General features: G+C 35.2%; 18 protein-coding genes, 1 pseudogene and 1 riboswitch. Of the genes and pseudogenes, 13 read left to right on the top strand and 6 right to left on the bottom strand.

Translation table 11 applies throughout. The features are described 5' to 3' along the window. Positions 1-139: 139 nt before the first annotated feature. From QM017_RS07910 to guaB, 4 genes are all read left to right on the top strand, one after another. Positions 140-1,324, top strand: a complete 1,185-nt coding sequence (locus QM017_RS07910; protein WP_282709408.1) for a PLP-dependent aminotransferase family protein — start codon at positions 140-142, stop codon at positions 1,322-1,324. Positions 1,325-1,411: 87 nt separating this feature from the next. After that, a complete protein-coding gene (locus QM017_RS07905) occupies positions 1,412-1,831 on the top strand; it encodes a (deoxy)nucleoside triphosphate pyrophosphohydrolase (protein ID WP_178195230.1) in 420 nt (139 codons plus the stop codon). Continuing rightward, positions 1,824-4,703 (top strand): DEAD/DEAH box helicase, encoded by a 2,880-nt coding sequence (locus tag QM017_RS07900; protein WP_282709407.1) that lies wholly within the window; start codon positions 1,824-1,826, stop codon positions 4,701-4,703. Before QM017_RS07905 ends, QM017_RS07900 begins: the two co-directional genes overlap by 8 nt. Before the next feature lie 172 nt (positions 4,704-4,875). Continuing rightward, on the top strand, positions 4,876-6,360 hold the full coding sequence (gene guaB / locus QM017_RS07895; protein WP_178195226.1) for an IMP dehydrogenase: 1,485 nt from the start codon (positions 4,876-4,878) through the stop codon (positions 6,358-6,360). A gap of 120 nt (positions 6,361-6,480) precedes the next feature. Here guaB and QM017_RS07890 read toward each other — a convergent pair. The 6 genes and pseudogenes from QM017_RS07890 to QM017_RS07865 form a co-directional block, all read right to left on the bottom strand. Continuing rightward, positions 6,481-6,738, bottom strand: a pseudogene (locus tag QM017_RS07890) (hypothetical protein); the annotation flags it as partial. Between the two features lie 239 nt (positions 6,739-6,977). Then, positions 6,978-7,661 (bottom strand): ABC transporter ATP-binding protein, encoded by a 684-nt coding sequence (locus tag QM017_RS07885; protein ID WP_282709406.1) that lies wholly within the window; start codon positions 7,659-7,661, stop codon positions 6,978-6,980. Positions 7,662-7,665: 4 nt separating this feature from the next. Beyond that, on the bottom strand, positions 7,666-8,727 hold the full coding sequence (locus QM017_RS07880) for an FtsX-like permease family protein (protein ID WP_282709404.1): 1,062 nt from the start codon (positions 8,725-8,727) through the stop codon (positions 7,666-7,668). Then, positions 8,727-9,257, bottom strand: a complete 531-nt coding sequence (locus QM017_RS07875) for a TetR/AcrR family transcriptional regulator (protein WP_282709403.1) — start codon at positions 9,255-9,257, stop codon at positions 8,727-8,729. The genes QM017_RS07880 and QM017_RS07875 overlap by 1 nt, the downstream gene beginning before the upstream one ends. A gap of 130 nt (positions 9,258-9,387) precedes the next feature. Then, the gene (locus QM017_RS07870) at positions 9,388-10,227 is read right to left on the bottom strand and encodes a YitT family protein (RefSeq protein WP_178195216.1); all 840 of its coding nucleotides are present in this window, start codon (positions 10,225-10,227) and stop codon (positions 9,388-9,390) included. Between the two features lie 21 nt (positions 10,228-10,248). Next, a complete protein-coding gene (locus tag QM017_RS07865) occupies positions 10,249-11,178 on the bottom strand; it encodes a diacylglycerol kinase family protein (RefSeq protein WP_282709402.1) in 930 nt (309 codons plus the stop codon). A 481-nt stretch (positions 11,179-11,659) separates the two neighbouring features. Here QM017_RS07865 and QM017_RS07860 point away from each other — a divergent pair, with 481 nt between their 5' ends. The 9 genes from QM017_RS07860 to QM017_RS07820 all read left to right on the top strand — a co-directional run bounded on the left by QM017_RS07860 (position 11,660) and on the right by QM017_RS07820 (position 21,953). After that, complete coding sequence (locus QM017_RS07860; RefSeq protein ID WP_282709401.1) at positions 11,660-12,355, top strand: DUF975 family protein; 696 nt, start codon at positions 11,660-11,662, stop codon at positions 12,353-12,355. Positions 12,356-12,482: 127 nt separating this feature from the next. Beyond that, positions 12,483-13,535, top strand: coding sequence for a hypothetical protein (locus tag QM017_RS07855; protein ID WP_282709400.1), 1,053 nt, complete (start codon positions 12,483-12,485; stop codon positions 13,533-13,535). A gap of 21 nt (positions 13,536-13,556) precedes the next feature. Beyond that, positions 13,557-14,120, top strand: coding sequence for a hypothetical protein (locus QM017_RS07850; RefSeq protein WP_282709399.1), 564 nt, complete (start codon positions 13,557-13,559; stop codon positions 14,118-14,120). Positions 14,121-14,329: 209 nt separating this feature from the next. Next, entirely contained in the window at positions 14,330-14,914 is a 585-nt protein-coding gene (locus tag QM017_RS07845; RefSeq protein WP_282709398.1) for a discoidin domain-containing protein, read from the top strand. Positions 14,915-14,956: 42 nt separating this feature from the next. Then, positions 14,957-15,079 carry a hypothetical protein gene (locus QM017_RS07840; protein ID WP_282709397.1) on the top strand — a complete coding sequence of 41 codons (123 nt, stop codon included), beginning with the start codon at positions 14,957-14,959 and terminating at the stop codon, positions 15,077-15,079. A 195-nt stretch (positions 15,080-15,274) separates the two neighbouring features. Continuing rightward, positions 15,275-15,445: riboswitch (M-box (ykoK) riboswitch) on the top strand. Positions 15,446-15,633: 188 nt separating this feature from the next. Continuing rightward, on the top strand, positions 15,634-18,282 hold the full coding sequence (gene mgtA, locus QM017_RS07835; protein ID WP_282709396.1) for a magnesium-translocating P-type ATPase: 2,649 nt from the start codon (positions 15,634-15,636) through the stop codon (positions 18,280-18,282). A gap of 254 nt (positions 18,283-18,536) precedes the next feature. Continuing rightward, positions 18,537-19,553: a tryptophan--tRNA ligase gene (trpS, locus tag QM017_RS07830; RefSeq protein WP_178195202.1), complete on the top strand. Its 1,017-nt coding sequence runs from the start codon at positions 18,537-18,539 to the stop codon at positions 19,551-19,553. A gap of 58 nt (positions 19,554-19,611) precedes the next feature. Further along, positions 19,612-20,538, top strand: coding sequence for a Ppx/GppA family phosphatase (locus QM017_RS07825; RefSeq protein WP_282709395.1), 927 nt, complete (start codon positions 19,612-19,614; stop codon positions 20,536-20,538). Positions 20,539-20,672: 134 nt separating this feature from the next. Then, complete coding sequence (locus QM017_RS07820) at positions 20,673-21,953, top strand: PTS transporter subunit EIIC (protein WP_282709394.1); 1,281 nt, start codon at positions 20,673-20,675, stop codon at positions 21,951-21,953. Positions 21,954-21,957: the final 4 nt, after the last annotated feature.

The raw sequence follows: 21,957 nt of genomic DNA, 5'->3' as shown, positions 1-21,957 counted from the left end.
ATTAAGGTGTCTTTTTTTGAAGATAACATGAAATTATTTCATCTTTAGAAGATAAACTTGAGTTTTACTTAATTAAAAAATTAAAGTATACTGAACATAGTTAAACGAATGGAATTCAAGTTTTAAGGAGGTTAGGTGTATGTTGCCAAATCTTTCACAACGTTTTAGTCAACAAAAATCAGGTTTAGATGATTTGTTTACAATGTCTAATCAACAAGAGGTAATTTCTTTTGCCGCGGGTTATCCAGCAAGTGAACTTTTTCCTAAAGAGCAGTTAGACCAAGCGTTTGTTAGCCGGAGTAAAAATGCCGGTCAACAGTATTATCAGTACGGTTCGGTCTTAGGTGTGGATAGTTTACGTAAAAAAATTTTAACCTATGTTCACTCAACACAAACGATACAAGCTAAATTAGCTGATATTATGTTGACACAAGGTGCGCAACAAGGTATTAGTTTACTAGCTGATTTGTTTTTAGATGTAGGTGATGGAGTAGTTGTTGAAGGACCAACATATATCGGAGCTTTAGAAGCTTTTAAGGTACGTAAACCAACTTTTTATGAAGTACAATTACAAGCAGATGGTTTAGACATTGAACAGTTAGAAACGCTTTTAAGTAAACATCCAATTAAATTGTTATATACAATTCCTAATTTTCAAAATCCAACAGGTTGTTGTATGTCGCTTGCTAAACGCCAAAGACTAGCTCAGTTGGCTAGTCAGTATGGCTTTTTGGTCATTGAAGATGATCCATATCGTGAGTTACGCTATGCAGGTCAAGACTTGCCAAGTATTAAAAGTTTTGATAAAGCCGGAAACGTAGTGACATTAGGAAGTTTTTCTAAGATTTTATCGCCTGCCTTACGGATGGGCTGGTTAGTCGCTGATGAAGCATTGATTAAGCAATTATCTAATTTACGTTTAGCAAATGATTGTCAGCCATCAAATGTTGTAGCCGAGATGATTGACCAATACTTAAGCGATAATGATTTAGTAAAGCATATTCAAAACTTGAATCGTTTCTACAAAGATAAAAAAGAAACGATGGTTAAGTATCTTAAACGTTATCTACCAAAAGAATGTCAAATCAGTGACCCAGACGGCGGTTTTTTTATCTGGGTCACATTGCCAGCTCAAATTGATGCGCATCAACTTTTATTGCAAAACGGCAAAGTAACATTTATTGAAAGTTCCGGTTTATTTGCAGTTAGTGGTCAGAAAAATCATATGCGGTTAAACTTTTCAGGCGTTAGTAAACAACAAATCAAGCAAGGCTGTCAAGCTTTAGGCGATTGTTTAGCTGAAATGTTGCATGCAGCTGCTTAAAAATAGGCACCTAATAGGGTGCTTATTTTTTTGCACTTTGTGAATAGAGTGAATATAATTAAAAATAAAAACAACGAGGTAATAAATATGAAGCCAACCGTTAATGTTGTGGCGGCTGTTTTGATTCAAGACGGGAAAATTTTGGCAACTAGACGTAATTTAGATCGAATTTTAGGCGGACGTTTTGAGTTTCCAGGTGGGAAAATTGAGTTAGGTGAAACGCCTAAGCAAGCTTTACGCCGAGAAATTTACGAAGAATTAGGCGATATGATTAGTATTGGCCCGCGCATTGAGACACCTAGTAATTTCGAATATAGCTATGCACATATTAATATTCAATTTTATTTAGCTAAGCTTAAAACCCATAATTTAAACCAAGTTGCAGCTCATGACTTTATCTGGGATTATCCGCAAAACTTATTGATACTTGATTGGTTACCCGCTACACGTCCGGTGTTAGAATGGTTGGTTTTGCAAGATTTGACAAAGGTGGAGTTTGATGATTGAAAATTTAGAAGCGACGTTGCGTAATGCTTTTATTGATGCTAAACATTTGGGGGCAAATGAGCTTTTACAGCCACGGTTGTTGACCAATAAAAAAGATGAAACAATCTGGCAACATTTAAAAGATGAATTAGAAAGTTGTCGCAGTTTTAGTTGGGCAGTTGCATTTATTACGTTGGATATGTTGACGCCATTAAAGGTTGTTTTAGCTGATTTGGCAGCTAAAGGCATTAAAGGCAAACTTTTGACGGCTGATTATCTTAATTTTAATAGTCCGGCTGTTTTTGCAGAATTGCTTAAGTTACCAAATGTCGAGGTCAAAATTGCTTCTGGACAGGGGTTTCATGCCAAGGGATATTTGTTTGAACATGACACGCATCAAACGGCGATTATCGGGAGTGCTAACTTGACTAGAGCAGCCTTATTAGCAAATTTTGAATGGAGCTTGCGTGTTAGTTCACATCAAGATGGACGTTTACCTCAAGAAATGCATATGCAATTTATGGAAGCTTGGCAAAGTGCACAGCCATTAGACAATGTGTGGTTGAGTTCTTATCAAGCTAATTATCAAGCTCCTCTTAAAATGAAGACTAATTTAAAACAAAAGGTAAACTTAACACCAAATACGATGCAAAAAGAGGCTTTAGCCCAACTTGCTTTGTTACGTGCTAGTCAAGAAAGCAAGGGATTGATTGTTTCGGCAACTGGAACAGGTAAGACGTATTTAGCTGCATTTGATGTTCAAAGCTTTGCACCTAAGCGAATGTTATTTGTTGTGCACCGTGAGCAAATTTTACAAAAAGCCAAGCAAAGTTTTCAAAATGTCTTAGGTGGCAAAGACAGTGATTATGGGATTTTAGCGGGCACAAAGCGACAAGTGGATGCTAAATATTTATTTGCAACTATGCAAAGCCTAGCAAAAGATGAAACCTTAGCGAGTTTTAAACCCGATGAATTTGATTATTTGATCATTGATGAAGCACATCGTTCACGTGCAAAGAGTTATCTAAAAATTTTAGCTCATTTCACCCCTAAATTTTGTTTAGGGATGACAGCAACACCAGAAAGAACAGACGAGTTAGAGATTTATAGTTTATTTGATCATAATATTGCCTATGAAATTCGTTTACAAGACGCATTACAAGCCGATATGTTATGTCCGTTTCATTATGTTGGGGTTAAAGATTATGAATATCAAGGCGAATTAATCACTGATACAACTAGCTTGCGTCGCTTGGTTAGCGAAGAGCGTGTCCAACATATTTTAAAACAAGTTGCTTACTATGAAACTTCGCAGCAAACGACTCATGGCTTGATTTTTTGTAGTCGTCAAGAAGAAGCTAAACAACTTGCCGATATTTTGACTCAAAAGGGCCATCCTAGCCAAGCTTTAACTAATGAACAAAGTATCCAGGCTCGCAATGAAGCTGTCGCTAAACTAGAGCAGGGAAAACTTAAATATTTGATAACCGTTAATATTTTTAACGAAGGAATTGATATTCCATGTGTTAATCAAGTCATTATGTTGCGCAATACCCAGTCACGGATCGTCTTTATTCAACAGCTTGGCAGAGGTTTGCGTAAATTTGTTGATAAAGACTTTGTGACAATCATAGACTTTATCGGCAACTATAAAAATAATTTCTTAATCCCGTTAGCTTTGTATGATGATCGAATGGCAAGTAAAGATCGTGCTAAAAGCGAATTGATGCTACAACCGATTATTGGTTTATCAACGATTAATTTCACCAAAGTTGCTAAAGAACAAATCTATGCAGCGATTCAGGCTAGCAAATTAGATTCATTATTCCAGTTAAAACAAGCTTATCAAGAACTAAAGGATAAACTAGGGCGAATTGTTTTGCTAAAAGACTTTTATCGCAATGGCCAGCTTGATCCACGGGTTTTTGCTAATAATTCTTTACTACCCAATTATGCGCACTTTTTAGTTAAGCTCAAAGAACCGATTTCTTTGGATACTTATCAAGATCAAGTTTTAACTTTTGTGACAAAGGAATTATTAAATGGAATGCGTGCACATGAATTATTATTGTTAAAACTATTGCTGACTAACGATCAAGTCAATCGTTTAGATTACATTGCTTGTCTTGAAAAATTTGGCTGTTATGTTAACGAAGATGTTTTAGATTCGGTTGTTAATATTTTAAGTTTAGATTTCTTTAAAATTAAGGTTAGAGACGGACTAAAATCTGATCAATATGGGGCATATCCACTGATAAAAGAAGATTTATTAGGATATAGTTTAATCTCAGATTTGAAAGAAAGTTTAAGTCAAAACAAATGGTTTGCATATTTATTAAAAGATGCCATAGATACAGGCTTGTTGGTTGCTAAAGAATATAATCAAGCACAACAGTTTACTTTATATCAACAATACACGCGCAAAGATGTTTGTCGCTTGTTGAACTGGCATAAAGATTTAAGCGCACCGATGTATGGTTATTGGGTTGGAGAAAGGGAATGTCCGTTATTTGTCACTTATGAAAAAACTAAAAATCATTATTCGGAAAATTATGATAATGATTTTAGTGATAATGCTACATTTAGATGGTATACCAAAAGCCCAAGGACGTTAGCGTCTGGAGAGGTTAAACAGTTATTAGCAGGTGTGAGTCACGGACAACAAAAATTAAAAATCCATGTTTTTATTAAACGCAATGATGCTGATGGCAAAGGCTTTTATTATCTTGGTAAAGCAAAGATCTTAGCTTCAACAATCAAAGAAGAAGTAACCGTTCAAACTAATAAAAAAATGCGTAAGGTGGTAGGGATGGATTTACGTTTAGATAATCCTTTGCCATATGCCCAGTATAAATTAGTGACTGGAAGTTTGGATTTTTCGGATAAAGTTTAAAATGTTGATTTTTATCCTGGAAATAGAATATTTTCAGAGCAAAAAACGAACTATTAACTTTTGCAAAGATAAAATTGTAAATTTTTAGAAAAAAGCAAAAAAGTACTTGCATTTATGATGGATTTTTTGTAGATTAGAAAACAAAAAATAAAGCCAAAGGAGCGTTTTAAGGATGTCTAATTGGGATACAAAATTTACTAAAAAAGGTTTTACATTTGATGATGTTTTATTAATACCTGCAGAAAGTCACGTTTTACCAAATGAAGTGGATTTAAGTGTGCAACTTGCAGATAATTTGAAATTAAATATCCCAATCATCAGTGCGGGAATGGATACTGTTACAGAAGCAGCGATGGCAATCGCGATGGCCCGCCAAGGCGGTTTAGGGGTAATTCATAAAAATATGACAATTGAGCGCCAAGCAGATGAAGTCAAAAAAGTTAAACGCTCAGAAAGTGGTGTCATCATTGATCCATTTTATTTGACACCAGATAACACTGTTGCTGAAGCTGAATGCTTGATGCACAAATATCGCATTAGTGGGGTACCAATTGTAAAGACCTTGGAAGATAAAATCTTTTGTGGTATCATCACGAATCGTGATACACGGTTTGTTACGGATAGTTCTGTTAAGATTGCGGAGGTCATGACTAAAGAAAACTTGATTACTGCACCGGAAGGGACTTCTTTACAAAAAGCAGAAGCAATCTTGCAAGCTAATAAGATTGAAAAATTGCCAATTGTCAATGAAGCTGGTCAGTTGACAGGTTTGATTACAATCAAGGATATCGAAAAAGTAGTTGAATTCCCACATGCAGCCAAAGACAAGCATGGTCGTTTATTAGTTGCTGCAGCAGTTGGAGTAACTAGCGATACATTTGAACGAGCAGCAGCATTATTAAAGGCTGGTGCAGATGCATTGGTTATCGATACAGCACACGGTCATTCAGCCGGTGTAATTCGTAAGATTAAAGAAATTCGGGAACATTTCCCACAAGCAACATTGATTGCTGGAAATGTTGCGACTGCACAAGCAACTAAAGCATTATATGATGTTGGAGTTGATGTAGTTAAAGTTGGGATTGGACCTGGTTCAATTTGTACGACTAGAATCGTTGCTGGGGTAGGAGTACCACAATTAACGGCAATTTATGATGCTGCAAGTGTGGCACGTGAATATGGTAAGACAATCATAGCCGATGGTGGTATTAAGTATTCTGGCGACATTGTTAAAGCAATTGCAGCAGGTGGTAATGCGGTAATGTTAGGCTCAATGTTAGCTGGGACAGATGAAGCACCAGGTGAAACAATTATTTATCAAGGTCGTCGTTTCAAGACATATCGCGGAATGGGAAGTCTTGGTGCGATGGATTCTACTCATGGTTCTTCTGATCGTTACTTCCAAAGCGGAGTTAATGAAGCTAACAAGTTGGTGCCAGAAGGAATCGAAGGTCGTGTAGCTTACAAGGGTAGTGTAGCAGATATCGTATATCAAATGGATGGCGGTTTGCGCGCAGGTATGGGATATTGTGGAGCTAAGAATCTACAAGCTCTAACAGAAGATGCGCAATTTGTACAAATCACAGGAGCTGGTTTAATCGAATCGCATCCACATGATGTAACGATTACTAAAGAAGCACCTAATTATTCTAAATAAAAATATATAAATAAATTAAAAAGGATTGATGCTTGAATTATACAAGAGTCAATCCTTTTTATTAGGAAAAATGAACCTCCTTTGTTTGGAAATTCAAACAAAAGAGGTTCATTTTGAAATTTAGTCGGTAGCTAAGTTTTTTTGCGCGGTTGCTAACATTAAACGTAAACGATTCAGTTGATTAACAAGCGATAGACTTGGATCGTAATCGATTAGTGCGATGTTGTCTTTAGGATATTTTTGGCGTAAACTTTTGACTATACCTTTACCGACAATATGGTTAGGTAAATAGCCAAACGGTTGCATACAAACAATATTATTGATGTCTTTTTGGAGCAATTCTACCATTTCACCTGTCAAAAACCAATAAAATTCACCTTTCTAATACTAAAGTTAGTAAGATATAAAAGAAACACCATTCAAGCAATAACTTAAAAATTTTAAGCCTGCTTGCTAGGTGTTTTGGTTAAAAAGTTCTCATATTTGATAAGTAAGCTTATTCATTTAAAATGAGTAATTTGTATAAAGTTGTGATTATTATAGGATTATTTTTTTAAGATTTCAATTGATAGTAAACAAAAAAGAGACGAAAAATTAATTTCATCTCTTTTAATATATTAAGCTTGTTTCAGAGCAAGTGTCAGTTTGCCATCATCAAGATGATAGATTTTATCTGCAAATTCTTGCAAGCGCAAATCATGAGTAACAATGATGATAGCTTTATCTTGTTTAACAGCTAGTTTTTTAAAAAGCTTGCCTACCTCAGCAACTCGTTGACTGTCTAAGGCAGCCGTTGGTTCATCGGCTAAAATGATTTCTGGATTGGTATATAAAGCACGTGCGATGGCAACCCGTTGATTTTGCCCACCAGAAAGTTGACCAGGGTATTTGTTTTTAAGTTGTTTAATATCTAAGATATCAAGCACATCATTTAATTGTGCGTCAGTTAAATTATCTTCTTTTTTAACTTTTTGAACTAATTTAAATTGTTCAGCGACGGTTAAAAAGGGGACGAGATTGTAAGACTGTAAGATAAATCCGATTTGATTAAGACGGATACTTTCTTTTTGCTTATCTGAAAGCTGACCGATATCTTGACCGTTAATTTTAACTTGTCCGCTTGATGGCGTTTGTAAATTACCTAAAATAGTCAAAAAGGTACTCTTGCCAGAGCCAGAAGGACCTAATATTAAGATTACTTCACCTTTTTTTGCTGAAAAATCGATATTTTTTAAGACATCAACGCGAGCAGAGCCTTGGCCAAATGATTTATTGATATTGTGTAATTCTAAAGTTGCCATGTTGTTAACCTCCAATGACTTTAACTGGATCGACTTTTAAAATAGTTTTAACTGGTAGTAAAGCACCTAAACTAGAGGTGATTAATAATCCTAAAGCTACCAAACCAAGTAATGGAATATTAAAACTGACAGGAACTGCTTCTGGTAAGAAATAAGCGGTTAGAATAGTTAATGCAACCCCAATCATCAAACCACTGAGGACAAGAATCAAAGCTTGAAATAAGGTAGCTTTAACTAAAAAACTAGCTGGCATACCTTGCGCTCTTAATACTGCGTAATTTGGCAGTTTTTGAATAGTGATGATGTATAAAAAGACAGCAATTACTATCAACGAAATAACCATTAAAAAGCCAATCATGAAGCTAAACGTTGCATTTTGTGCTTCATAGCCTGGAAGTTTTTGTGTAAAGGTCTTTTCAGAATAACTGGCAACACCATTAACACTTGGTTTAAAGGAGTTACTTTTTGAAAGTACAGCACTGGCAACAAATTGAGGGCTGATACTCTTTAATGCTTGCCAAGTTGGCAAAAGTCCATAAACTCCAGGTGAAATATTAAGTTCAGAATCAGAGGTAAAACCAACGATTGTAAACTTTTGAGGCAACGAGTTAAGTAAAACTTTGTCATTTAAAGCATAGCCTTTATTTTTTAATGTGTCGTCAACAACAATTTCATTAGCTTTCTTAGGCATTCTACCAGAGGTTAATACAAGATTTTTATAGATGAATTCATCTTTTTTAACTCCTAAAAAGTTAGCTGCGACTTTTTTAGCACCTTTTTGTTTAACGACAATAGATGCTTGACCAAGGATGGCTTCGTTTGAGCCAAGCTTCATATCTTTGATTTGTTGGTTGCTTAATAAGGATTGACGTAAATTAACGTCGGCATCTTTGTTTAAGACGATTCGTTTAAAATCCCACGTTTCTAAAGCCGCAGTGTTTTGGTGAGCCAACCCCAATGCTAGACTAGTGAGGATAAAAATTAAATAGCTGACTAAAACAACCATTGCGATGATTAAACCGTAACGAATTTTTTCATGTTTGATTTCTTTTAAGGCTAAAAACATTAGATTATCTCCTTTGGTGCTAGCAATGCTTCAAGGGAAACCTTGAGTTTGGCTAGCAATTCTTCTTGTTTAGAGGGATGAGCGATTACTTCTTTAATTGTTTGATGCGTCAAGACAGAAACAGCCCAAGTTAACGGCTCTTTAATATCTTTGGTAGATGAATCTTGAGATAATAAAGATTCGTTATAGGTCAAATGCATCTTGATTAGAGCAAAATAAGGACTTTTTGAGGTTTGTTCTAAAAAAAGGCGTGTTTCTTTTAGATAAACTATTGCACTTTTAGGATGAGTACTTGTTTGTAAGGCTAATCTTTGATGAATATGTGCCAAAGCGATTTGATATAAATACAGATAAGCATCAGTTAAATCTGTAAAATATTTATAAAAAGCGCCACGGGCAATGTTGGCTTCTTTTACGATACGTGCTACTTGAGCATCGGCTAATGAATGCTGGGAAAATTCATGAAGTAATGCTTGAGTGACGCGTTGTTTTTTGTGTTCATCTAAATTAGTAAAAGTTTCTTTGACCATTTTGAGCTCCTTTCTTCTTTTGGTGACATGGTGTCACTGAGAATTGTTATTTAACTATATCACTTTTGGTGACACGGTGTCAACTATTGTGTTTAAAAAAAGCAACCAAGCTCAATTGCTTGATTGCTTTTTATAAACCAAATGTTCCGCCATGCACCTTAACAACATTTGAAGCGACGATGAAAGCATCAGGATCAACATCATGAATCGCACTGATTAGTGGCCCATAATCTGAATTATCGATGACCGCCATTAACATTTCTTTGTTATTAGCGCTAAAACCTCCACGAACATCGGTAATGGTTAGGGCATGATCGGCATTTAGTAACATTTCTTTGATTTCGTTTAATTTATGATTGCTCATAACTTGAATTTGATATTTGTGATCTAAACCAGCTTCAGTATAATTCATGACAAGTGACGTGATAATTAGCGAAAAAGCAGCCATGAAAAAGGCATCTAAACCAGATACAAAAATATTGAAGGCTGTAACAATCATATCGATTACAAGTAAAGAAGATGCTGGATTAATATGGAAATATTTTTTTAAGATCATCGGAGGGACAGTTGTTCCCCCACTTGAAGCATTGATGCGGTAGAGTAAAGCTATGCCAATCGCAAAGACGCCACCACCAATGATAACTGCTAACAATGGATCAGACACGATTTTAAAACTAGGTGTTAGATAAAGTAAGATAGGTAAGGCGAAGCTACCCAAGGCGATATTTTTAACGACTTGGCGATCAAGAAAAATGCTAGCCAAGATAATCATTAAAATATTAATAACCAAAACACTTAAAGCACGATTGATTCCAAAGGCAGCTTCGAGTAAGATGGCTGTTCCTGTGGCTCCACCAGCTGCGATATCGATAGGAGCATAAAAGAAGTTAACTGAAATTACAATTAATTCTAAAGAAAACAAAAATAAGATAAAACGCGACCAAGGTTGACGCATGATGCGTTGTTTCATGGGAATCCTTCCTTTCTGAAATTAAATGATAAAATGTTGTTTTTTGATGGTAAATGTCAGATCGCTTGGAGCACAAGCTAAGTCTTCACCATCGGCATGACAATGATTGCAAGCAGGCGTTTCTAAACGAATTGAGCTTGCTTGAAAATGATGAACTTTTTTAGAAAGACTATGAAGATGTCCTGGCAAGATCATTAATAAAAATAAATACCAAAAATGCAAAGTAGATTTTTTTTCGATAATGACAACATCGAGTTTACCGTCATTTAATTTGGCTTTAGGCATCAAACAAACTCCGCCACCAAAATAAGGATGATTGGTAATTGTACATAAAAAGGCTTTTTGAAATGTATAAGTAGTATCTTGACAAGTCAACGTGAGGTTGAATGTTTTTTGGCGAAAATAAGCTTTAAAAAAGGAAAAAGCATAGGCCAAAAAGCCAAGCTGATGTTTATTTAATAAACGTTTGCTATAAGAATGATTGGCTAAATAAACGATGTTAGCATCAAAGCCAATGCCTAAGTTATTGGTAAAAAAGGCACTGTTATTGCGAATAGCATCATGATAAAAACCAATATCAATGTCTTGATAAGTAGGATTGGTTATGATTTTTTGTAGGGCTTTTAATGGATCAAAATCAATATTAGCTCCTCTAGCAAAATCATTACCAGAACCACAAGGAATATAGGCTAATGTAGCTTGTAGGTTTTTAGTTTGCAAACCATTCAAAGCTTCGTGTAATGTCCCATCGCCACCTAAGACAACCATAATAGGTTGAGGATTTAAGATAGCGAGTTCTTGGATGATTTGACTGGCATGTCCAGGGTATTTTGTAGTTTGAACCGCATAATTGATATTATGTGTTTCTAAGTATTTTTCAAGTTGAGGCCAAATGTGTTTAACATGGCCATTTCCAGCTGCTGGATTAATGATAAATGTATAAAATTGCACGAAAAAAATTCCCTTCTACAAGCTTCTTTTAATTATAACATACAGTTTCTGTGATTAAGAAAATATAAATTATTTTTATAAACGTAGCGAAAATATTATTGATTTCAATCGTGGAATAAATCCTTTAACCAATAGAGTTGAGCATATGTTAGGGCATAAAGTCTATAAATGTCATATTTAATAAAAGGTCAAAAAATACTAATCAGCTATGTGCGTTTTGTATTCAATCATTGGGATAAATGCAATAAAAACTACGAAACAACAGGTAAGGACTGAGCTATTAAATTACCGAAGATAAAAAAAGCAAAAGAAATTATCTGAAAGCAAAAACTGTGTAAGCGCTGGTGGTTAGAAAGCTAATCAGCAAGATGGCGCATTGCCCAAGAATATTTTGACTTTAGTTAAGGGAGGTTTAAATTTTGATGATGGCTAAAAGTTTTTAGTTGTGGTATATTTATCCTTATCTAAAAGGGGGGATTTTATGCCAACGCGTAGAGTTTTAAAAAAACAAGCTAAGGCTTTGATTTTAAGTAATTATGGCAAAGCATTGAAATTAAATATCTTACCTGTTTTAGGAATTTTATTGTTCGGTTTTATTTTAGGCATTGGCTTGATATATTGGGTGGATGGACAAATTTATTTTAGCGCTGTCGACGAAAATACTACGAGCAATCTAACCGATAACTTTTTTGCTAGAGTCATGATAAAACTTGTTATAACAATGTTTATGACAGGTATAATGTATCAGATGCTTGATTGGTTTAGAAGTGGTAATAAAGATTTTAAGTTTAAGGATCTTTTTACTGGTTTTAGACACAAATATGTTTTTGGACTTTTTGTCCTTTACTGTATCCAGTTTATTTTTATAACCTTATGGACATTTGCCTTAATCATTCCTGGAATTATCAAGCGCTATTCGTATTCTCAATCCTATTATATTTATAAAGACTGTGTAGATAACGACCAAACTAGCACAAATAGCTTTGCTGATTACGTTACGATGAGCCGTCAATTGATGGATGGTCACAAGGCTGAATTATTTATCTTAGAATTAAGCTTTATAGGCTGGTTCATATTAGTGCTACTCACTTTTGGATTAGCTTCTTTTTGGGTTATTCCATACTATAATGCAACTATGGTGGCTTATTACGATAATTTACGTAAAGAAACGATCTAATCTTTAACAGCATCTCATTTTGAGGTGCTGTTTTTTTGTCTGTTATTTATTTAAAATTCTTTGGCAAAAAATATTGCATGCAATTTAGTATAATGAAAGTAGTTTGATTTAAAAGAAGTTTAATTTTATGAAGAAATTAACAACTATGTGTTTATTGGGGGGCTTAATGGTTAGCACATTGAGTGTAGCACTCGATGCCAAAGCTACTAGTGTGATGGCTACTTCGCCTTTGTTACAAGCAACAAACAAAAGTCAAAGTGTCTTAAATAATCCAACTAGAGTTAACCTAGATACATACCAAGATTTAAAACCAGCAACAGGTAAAATTGCGCAAACAGGTTATCAAAGTTTAAAGACAGTGGCAAAATATGATAAGTATCTATCACAGTATGCAGTTGAATATAACTTTGCTAAAAAACGTCACGTTATCTTGGAAAGAACGTTAGTAGCACGCTTAGGCTATGACAATATCCAAAAACTTTCTAAAGAAATTGCCAGTGTCGATACCGTTTGGGATTGGTTATTAAACGATAGCAACGCCTTAGAATTATTTATTCAAGCTGGTGATTTTTACAATGGCAACGGCTACAATGGCTTGGTAGCCTTGACGCGTTTGTATCAAGCTTATCATCAAGATATGCAAAATTTAACCTATAAAAAGATGCTACTTGCGACTGCTGCGGCTTATTCTAAAAATATCAAAACATTTATGGTCAACTACGGTGGTAGGGCAACTAATTCCGATCCTGTTGTTAAGTACGCTAATTTTGAGTGGTTATACGACAATAACCGTTTCGTTGACAAACAACAATTTGCCAACTATCCAATGGAATTGGTGCGTTATGTCATGGATGCTAAGATGAATGATAGTAAAATAAGATGGTTAAGTGATAAGCTTGAACATGATTATCCCAACCACCAAGATCCAGCACGCCTAAATGGCTACACTTATGTGGCTTACAAGACAGGTTATAATTACAGTAACCCTGAGTTTTATAGCTCATATAACCGTCAAATGTGGGAACAAAAATACAATTTAGCACCATATAACATCAGTTATGGTAATAACGGTGATTATCATTTGTGGATGTTACTTGAATCAGGTGGGATTTGTTGGGGAATTTCTGATATCGGTATGAACCAAGCTGAAGTTCAAGGAATTCCAGCTGTTAATATCTAGCAACCACACCATGAAGCTTACTTGTTATACCAACAAAATACTGCAGGTCAAAGTATCTGGGATATTTGGACTGATTTACATGGTTGGCAAAATTCATATAGTCGCTGGGTTGGCATCAACGAAATCCAAGCACGTTTGTTGATGAGTTGGGGTAACAAGTCTTATAACAACCTTGATTCTGGCAACAATACTAGCTATTTGTTGCTAGCACAAGGTGTACTAAATCAATTTGATAAGTACCAAGATTCGATGATTTATACTTTATTGGCCCAAAGTTATCCGAACGGTTCTAATAAGCGCCAAGCCACTTATTATAAGGCATTACAGTATCTAGATATTAATTTAGATGTCTTAGATGGCTTGTTGAACTCTTTTGCAAGTAATCCAAAGACGACCGATGAGCAATGGTTTGATTTAGCCAAACGTATCATTTCGGCTTATACCTATTATCCAGCGCCACTCAATGATTTGTTAAACATATTAAAACCACACTTTAAAGATAAGAGCTTGGCCGCTAAAGTCGAAGTTTTACAACGCGATGCCTTGCTTAAAGCTAGTCAAGCAACAGACAAAGAAAGTCTATAACCAAGTGCGTGTCGTGAAGTTGCTAAGACTTTATTAGGTAAGAGTTCTGGTAATCTAGCAACCTTTGGATTTGATGGAAAAATGCAGGTGCAATTGTTTTAAACGATAGTTACCAAGATTCCCAGGTTCTAACACGTGTATCTCTTGATGGGGGCAAGACATGGGAAAAATTTGGTGAACAAGAATACACTGACCAACACGTTATTCATTTGAACGCTAGTCAATTGGCTCGCTTAAATGCTAAAAATGGTATCGTGATTGGTTTGATGGGAACCGATGTAACATATAAGATTGAACTTACAAATGGAGTAAGTCTTGGTCAAATTTATGCCAACGATAATGAAGATGTGTTGCTTGGTCAAGTTAATGGGTTAAAATACAGTCAAGATAATGGACAAACATGGCATGATTACACGGCAACTTTAGCTGATGGTGTACGTTTTGGCGGTAACCAAACGGTCTTGGTGCGCAAAAAAGCTACGGGAACAACTTTAGCTAGTCCAACCAAGAGTTTTACTTTCAAAGCTAGCCAAGATCAAGCAACTAGTTGTTATGTGCCGCTTAAAAACTTAAGTGTCTTTGAAGTTTCTTTTGAGGCTAAAAATAATCCAGCAACTAATTTCTTAGACGGCAATCCTAACACTAGCTGGGAAAGCCAAGCAGATGGTCAAAGTTACTTTGCTTTTGCACTTGATAAACCACGTTATATCAATAAACTACAATATCAAACAACGGCTAATACGGGTGCAATGCAATCTTGCATGGTTTACACCAGCATGGATGGTCAAAGTTGATCATTAGTTAAGTATGTGAACGGACTTAAGGATGATGGCTCTTTGCAAAACATTGATTTAGGTCAAAGTGTTCAAGCTAAGTATGTTAAAATCAAAGCTAATGCTGTTTATGGTCAAACATTTAGTGGCTTTATGCTAAATGTATTTGAAGATACAACTAAATAAAAATAGATAATATATAAATTGTTAAAAACTAGTTATATAATAATCTTTTTGATATACTCTTAGTGACTAACAAAATATTACTCAAAAAGTCATGAAACTATTTAATAGCTTCATGGCTTTTTTATAATTTTATAAAGAAAGCAAAAAAGTTTTGACGAAACTAACTTGGCGGTGTAGAATGAAACGAAATTAAACGAAAAAATCTGTTAGGTGAGGCTCCTATACAAACATAGGCTACTGCCCAAAAATGTCGAAAGACGCCAATGGGTAGAACAGGAATTGTCGAACAAGGCTTTTCTTAAGGTAGCTAAAAGTGTTAGCTTTTTACGTTGTATAGTGCCAAAGCTCAAACGACTAGATTGCTTCTGGTACGATAATCAGAAAAGACCTTATGCTTTGAGTTTTTGGCATAAGGTCTTTTTTTTCGGATTAAAGGGGGAATTCATGATGGATGAAGGTAGTTATTGTTGGTGTTTTAATAGCAAAGAAACTTTTTACAAATAGGTTAGGTAGCCTTTTTGTAAAAAGGACTTTTACAAAAAGGAGACGGGAAAATGTTGAAAAAAAGGAAAGATCTAGTAGACTACACACGTTTGGCTAAGTTAACACCAACAGAAGTGTTAGCACAACTAGGTAGCTCATTAAATGGACTAACAAAACAACAAGTAGCAGTTGCACGTGAACAATATGGAACGAATAGCTTAGAATTAAAGAAAAAAACACCGTTAGGGATGCAAATTTTAAAAGCATACATTACCCCCTTTACGTTAGTATTAATTCTTTTGGGAGTGATTTCGTTTATCACAGATTATTGGTTAGCTACACCAAGTGACCGTGATTTATCGGGTGTAATTATTATTACGGTGATGGTTTTGGTTAGTGGCACAATGTCTTTATTGCAAAGTATTCGCTCTGATCAAGCTGCCCAAAAATTAAGAGAACTAATCAAAGTAACGGCTTCGGTTAAACGAGCAAAAGAAGAGTTAAAAGAAATAGAAGTAGCACAAGTAGTCTGTGGTGATATTATCAAGTTAGCTGCTGGGGATATGATTCCAGCAGATATGCGTTTGTTGCAGACAAAAGATTTATTCATTGCGCAAGCAGCTTTGACGGGGGAAAGTTATCCGCTAGAAAAGACGACGCTTGATACACAAGAAAAAAATGTTAGCCCTGTGCAACGTGATAATTTAGTTTTCATGGGTAGTAATGTTGTTAGCGGCAGTGCATTAGGTGTAGTAATCGCAGTAGGAACAAATACCTTATTTGGACAAAGCGCAAAAGAATTGACGAAAAAATCGGCACCGACTAATTTTGATAATGGCTTAAAGCAAGTTTCGTATTTGTTATTACGTTTCATGGCAATTATGGCACCATTAGTAGTTATTATTAATGGTCTAACTAAGGGGGATTGGTGGCAAGCCTTAATTTTTGGCTTATCAATTGCAGTAGGACTGACCCCAGAAATGTTGCCGTTGATTGTGACAACTAACCTAGTTAAAGGGGCAACCCAATTAGCCAAGAAAGGGACAGTTGTCAAAAATTTAGGCTCGATTCAAAACTTTGGGGCAATGGATGTGTTATGCACGGACAAAACAGGAACATTGACGCAAGATAAGATTATTTTGGAATATCACTTAAATTGTGATGGAGAAAATGATCAACGGGTATTACGGCATGGGTATTTGAATAGTTATTATCAAACTGGATTAAAAAATCTTTTAGACGTAGCAATCATTGATGCCGCTAAAGAACAACTAGATGTCAGCAAATTGGAATTTACCAAGATAGATGAACTACCATTTGATTTCAAACGGCGCAAGATGAGCGTAGTAGTTTCTAATCAAGATGGTAAAATTCAAATGATTACCAAAGGCGCAATCGAAGAAATGCTTGATAGTTGTGCATTTGTAGAGGTAGGAAATGAGATTAAACATCTCACACAAGCACAAAAAAGAGATGTTTTACAAAGAGTTGAACAATTAAATCAAGCAGGGATGCGTGTTATTGGAGTTGCACATAAGACGTATGCACAAGCTAAAGAATTTAGCATAGCAGATGAAAGTGACTTGATTTTGATTGGCTATCTAGCATTTTTAGATCCGCCTAAAGAAACAACTAAACCAGCTTTAGATGCACTTCAAAAAAATGGTGTGGCAGTAAAGATTTTAACCGGTGATAATGCTTTAGTAGCACAAGCTGTTTGCAAGCAAGTAGGATTAACTCCAGGCCAAATCATGACAGGTCAAGATATCGATGAATTAAGCGATCAACAATTAAAAGAAAAATTGGCAACAAGTAATGTTTTTGCTAAACTTGATCCTAAACAAAAAGTGCGCTTAGTCAACTGTTTGAAACAAACAGGAAATACAGTCGGCTTTTTAGGTGATGGTATCAATGATGCGCCAGCGCTAAGAGCAGCTGATGTAGGTATTTCGGTTGATACAGCTGTCGATATCGCCAAAGAAGCAGCAGATATTATTTTACTTGATAAAGACTTGATGATTTTAGAGCGTGCAATCTTGGCAGGGCGTGCAGTTTTTGGAAATATCATGAAATATATCAAAACAACGATTAGTTCTAATTTTGGCAATATGTTGTCTGTTTTGTGCGCAAGTATTTTCTTGCCATTCTTGCCAATGTTGCCATTACAAATCTTGATGCTAAATCTGGTTTATGATGTATCATGTTTAGCAGTACCGTGGGATAAGATGGATGCGGAGTATTTACAAAGCCCTAAAAATTGGCAAACCAAAAATCTCAGCAAGTTTATGCTATGGTTTGGACCAACGAGTTCAGTTTTTGATTTAACGACATTTGCGGCATTGTATTTTGTTATTTGCCCAATAGCCGTGGGAGGAAGTTTTACGACATTGACTCCAAGACAAAAGGTGATCTTCATTGCGTTGTTTCATGCTGGTTGGTTTGTGGAATCTTTGTGGACCCAAACTTTTGTTTTACATGCCTTGCGTACGCCTAAATTACCATTTATTCAAAGTAATGCAGCGTTAGCGATGACGGTTCTAACTGGTTTAGGTGTGTTAATCGGTAGTTATTTACCATTTAGTCAATTAGGTAAAAATATTGGTTTACATGCTTTACCATTGATGTTTTGGGGCTTGCTATTTTTGACGGTATTAGCATATTTAGCCTTAGTGACAGTCATAAAAAATAGATATCTTAGATGTTATCAAGAGTTAATCTAAGGCTTTACACTTTTTAATTTTTTAGCTAAAATAAACGTAATCAGTGAAGAGTAGTTTTTTTAATGACAGAGACGTTTTGGTTGCTGAAAGAAACGACAAAAAAACGAAGTGGGCCTGAGTAAATAAATTTTAATAAAGAAAATTAAGTGGCAAAAATATTTTGCAATTTAGGTGGCACCGCGAGTAAAATCGTCCTATTTCTGTTGAGATAGGGCGATTTTTATTTTTGCCAAGATAAGAAAGGAAAGATTTATATGTCAAAAAAAGTTGTTTTAACCGGTGATCGACCAACCGGTAAGTTACATTTAGGTCATTATATTGGTTCTTTGAAGAATCGAGTTGCAATGCAAGAATCAGGTGAATATGATTCTTATATCATGATTGCTGACCAACAAGCTTTAACAGATAATGCTAGAGATCCAGAAAAAATTCGCAATTCTTTGCTTGAAGTAGCCTTGGATTATTTGGCAGTGGGTATTGATCCACAAAAATCAACAATCTTTGTTCAATCCCAGATCCCAGCGTTAGCTGAATTAAATTTGTATTATTTAAATTTAGTGACTGTTTCACGCTTGGAAAGAAATCCAACGGTTAAAGCTGAAATTCAACAAAAGAATTTTGAACGTTCAATTCCTGCAGGCTTTTTCACTTATCCAGTTAGTCAAGCTGCAGATATTACAGCTTTTAAGGCTCAATTAGTGCCAGTTGGTGATGATCAAGAACCAATGATTGAACAAACCCGTGAGATTGTGCGTAGTTTTAATTCTATTTATGGTAAAGAAGTTTTAGTTGAACCACAAGGTGTCTTTCCGCCAAAAGGCTCAGGTCGTTTACCAGGGCTTGATGGAAATGCTAAGATGAGTAAATCTTTAGGTAATTGCATTTACTTATCAGATGATGCCGATACGGTACGTAAAAAAGTAATGTCGATGTATACTGATCCAAACCATATTCATGTTGAAGATCCAGGACAAGTTGAGGGTAACATGGTCTTTACGTATTTGGATATTTTTGATCCAGATAAAGAAGAAGTGAGTCGCTTAAAACAACACTATCAAGCAGGTGGTTTAGGTGATGTGAAGATTAAACGTTATTTGAATGAAGTTTTAGAAGCTCAACTTGCACCGATTCGCAAACGCAGAGAAGAGTATGCTAAAGATGTTGCAAGTGTATACCAAATGTTAAAAGAAGGTAGTGCAAAGGCTAATGCGGTCGCTGAACAGACATTAGCTGAAGTACGTGCAGCAATTGGTGTAAACTATTTTGATTAACATTAGATGAGAATTTTGTGATAAAATAGTGTGTATCAAATTAATGGAGCGTGCAAAAATGAAAAATTTGGCAATCTTAGATTTTGGTTCGAATTCGACAAGATTAGCGATTATTGAACTCGATGATGCTGGAAGTTTCAAAGAAGTTAAGCGACAAAAGGTAATGACGCGTCTAGCAGAGGGGATGGGGCAAATTGAAGGATCACCCATTTTACAAGAAACCGCTATTAAGCGAACGCTAGAGGCCCTCACACAGTTTAAAGCAGAATATGAACAGTATCCTAATTTGATTGTTAAAGCAATTGCGACTGCAGCGGTGCGCTGTGCTAAAAATAGCGCAACTTTTGTGCAACAAGTCAAGGATTTAACTGGTGTAGAAATCGAAATTTTATCAGGACAAGCTGAGGCATATTATGATTATTTAGGGGTGATTAATACCTTAGATGTCAGTGATTGTCTATTGTGTGACATGGGTGGTGGAAGCTTTGAGTTGTGCTTGATTAAAGATAAAAAATTAAGCGACTCAATCAGCATTCCCTATGGCGCAGTCAGTTTAAGCGAAAAATTTAATGCTAAAGATAAGATTACAGCCCAAGATTTATTTCAATTGCAACGTTTTGTGCAATATAAATTCAATCAATTACCTTGGCTTAAAAATGGCACGGGTTTACCACTAGTTTTATTAGGTGGAGCCAATCGAACCGTTGCACGCCAACAGCTCGAACGTCTAGGCGAACCACTAACGGACTTCATGCATGGCGTGAAAATGTCAGCTTATTCCTTTCAAGAGATCTATTCTTCTTGGTTAGGGATGAGCTTAGCCGAGCGCCAAAAGGAATTAGCCGAAGAAGCTAATAGAGCAGACATCATCATAGGTGGTTTGACGCCAATTTCATATTTGATTCAAGTCAATGAAGTTCCTGAAATTATTTTTTCAGAAAGTGGCGTACGCGAAGGTATTATCTACAGTATGATAGCAGATTAAAAAAGACGAAGTGAGTGAACACTTCGTCTTTTATTATATAAAAAATATAAATCATGATATTGTGTAAACGTTAACTAAACAACTATAATTAAATTGTAAACGTTTACCGAATGAAAATGAAAGGAATTATTGTTATGAAAAAAATTATGATTATTCTTCAGGAGAAAATGATACCATTTTCTGAAAAAATTGGTGGTAATAAATATTTGTTAAGTTTACGTGATGGATTTATGGTAGCTTTTCCAGCAACAATGTTTGGTTCAATCATGGTTATTTTACAAAATTTACCTAGTACGTTTGGTTTTTCAAAATATTTACCTGAAAATTTTAATTTATTTTTGAATGATTTTTTTGGACCTGTAAGTAATGCAACCATGTCAATTTCTGCAATGATTATTGCTTTTGGAATTGCATATCAATTGTCAGGATATTATAAGCAACAAAAAGTGTTTGCTGGAATTATTTCGCTATCCAGTTTTTTAATGTTAGTACCAGTTGGAAATGACAAGGCCGAAGGAGCTTTTTTTGCTATTTCTAATTTAGGTGCAAAAGGAATGTTTATTGCAATTATTGTTGGATTTATTTCATGTGAATTATATTGTCGAATAAGTTTGGCAAATATTACAATAAAAATGCCAGAATCAGTTCCACCAATGATATCCCAATCATTTATAGCAATAATTCCTGGTGCAGTTCCGTTGCTATTATGTAATATTATTAGATATATATTTACTTATACTGATTATAAAAATGCAATTGAATTTGTTTATCAAGTTTTGCAACAACCATTGATGGGATTAGGAGGAACTTTACCAGCAGTTATTATTGCAGTTTTTATGACACAATTATTTTGGTGGTTTGGGCTACATGGGACATTATTAATAAATTCAATTATTGATCCAATCATGGCCTCATTGGCTTTACAAAATTATGAAGCGTATAAATCCGGTACAGAAAATCTTCCTAATATTATTAATACTACTTTTATGGGAGTATTTGTTAATCAAGGTATGCAATTAGGAATAGCAATTACATTTGCCTTCTTTCTAGCTAAATCAATTCGAATGAAGACTATGATGAAAACGGTACTTGTTCCGTCAATTTTTAATGTGTCAGAACCTATGACGTATGGCCTGCCTATAGTTTTGAATCCAGTTTTAATAATTCCGTGGATTTTAGCACCAATAGCTTCCACAATTGTTTCATACTGTGCTATTAATGTGGGATTGGTTCCAAAACCAATTGGAGCTACAGTTGTATGGTCGACTCCTATTATTCTATCTGGTTGGTTAGGAACTGGTTCGATTGCGGGAGCTATTTTACAAATAGTTGATGTAATTGTAATGACTATTATATGGATTCCGTTTTTATTGGTTTTGGATAAGAGTTTTGTAAAGGATGAAGTAGAAGGTTAGTTAA

The sequence above is a fragment of the Ligilactobacillus sp. Marseille-Q7487 genome, from assembly GCF_949152225.1.
Taxonomy (GTDB): Bacteria; Bacillota; Bacilli; order Lactobacillales; family Lactobacillaceae; genus Ligilactobacillus.
This window is presented reverse-complemented; position numbering and strand designations above follow the sequence as displayed.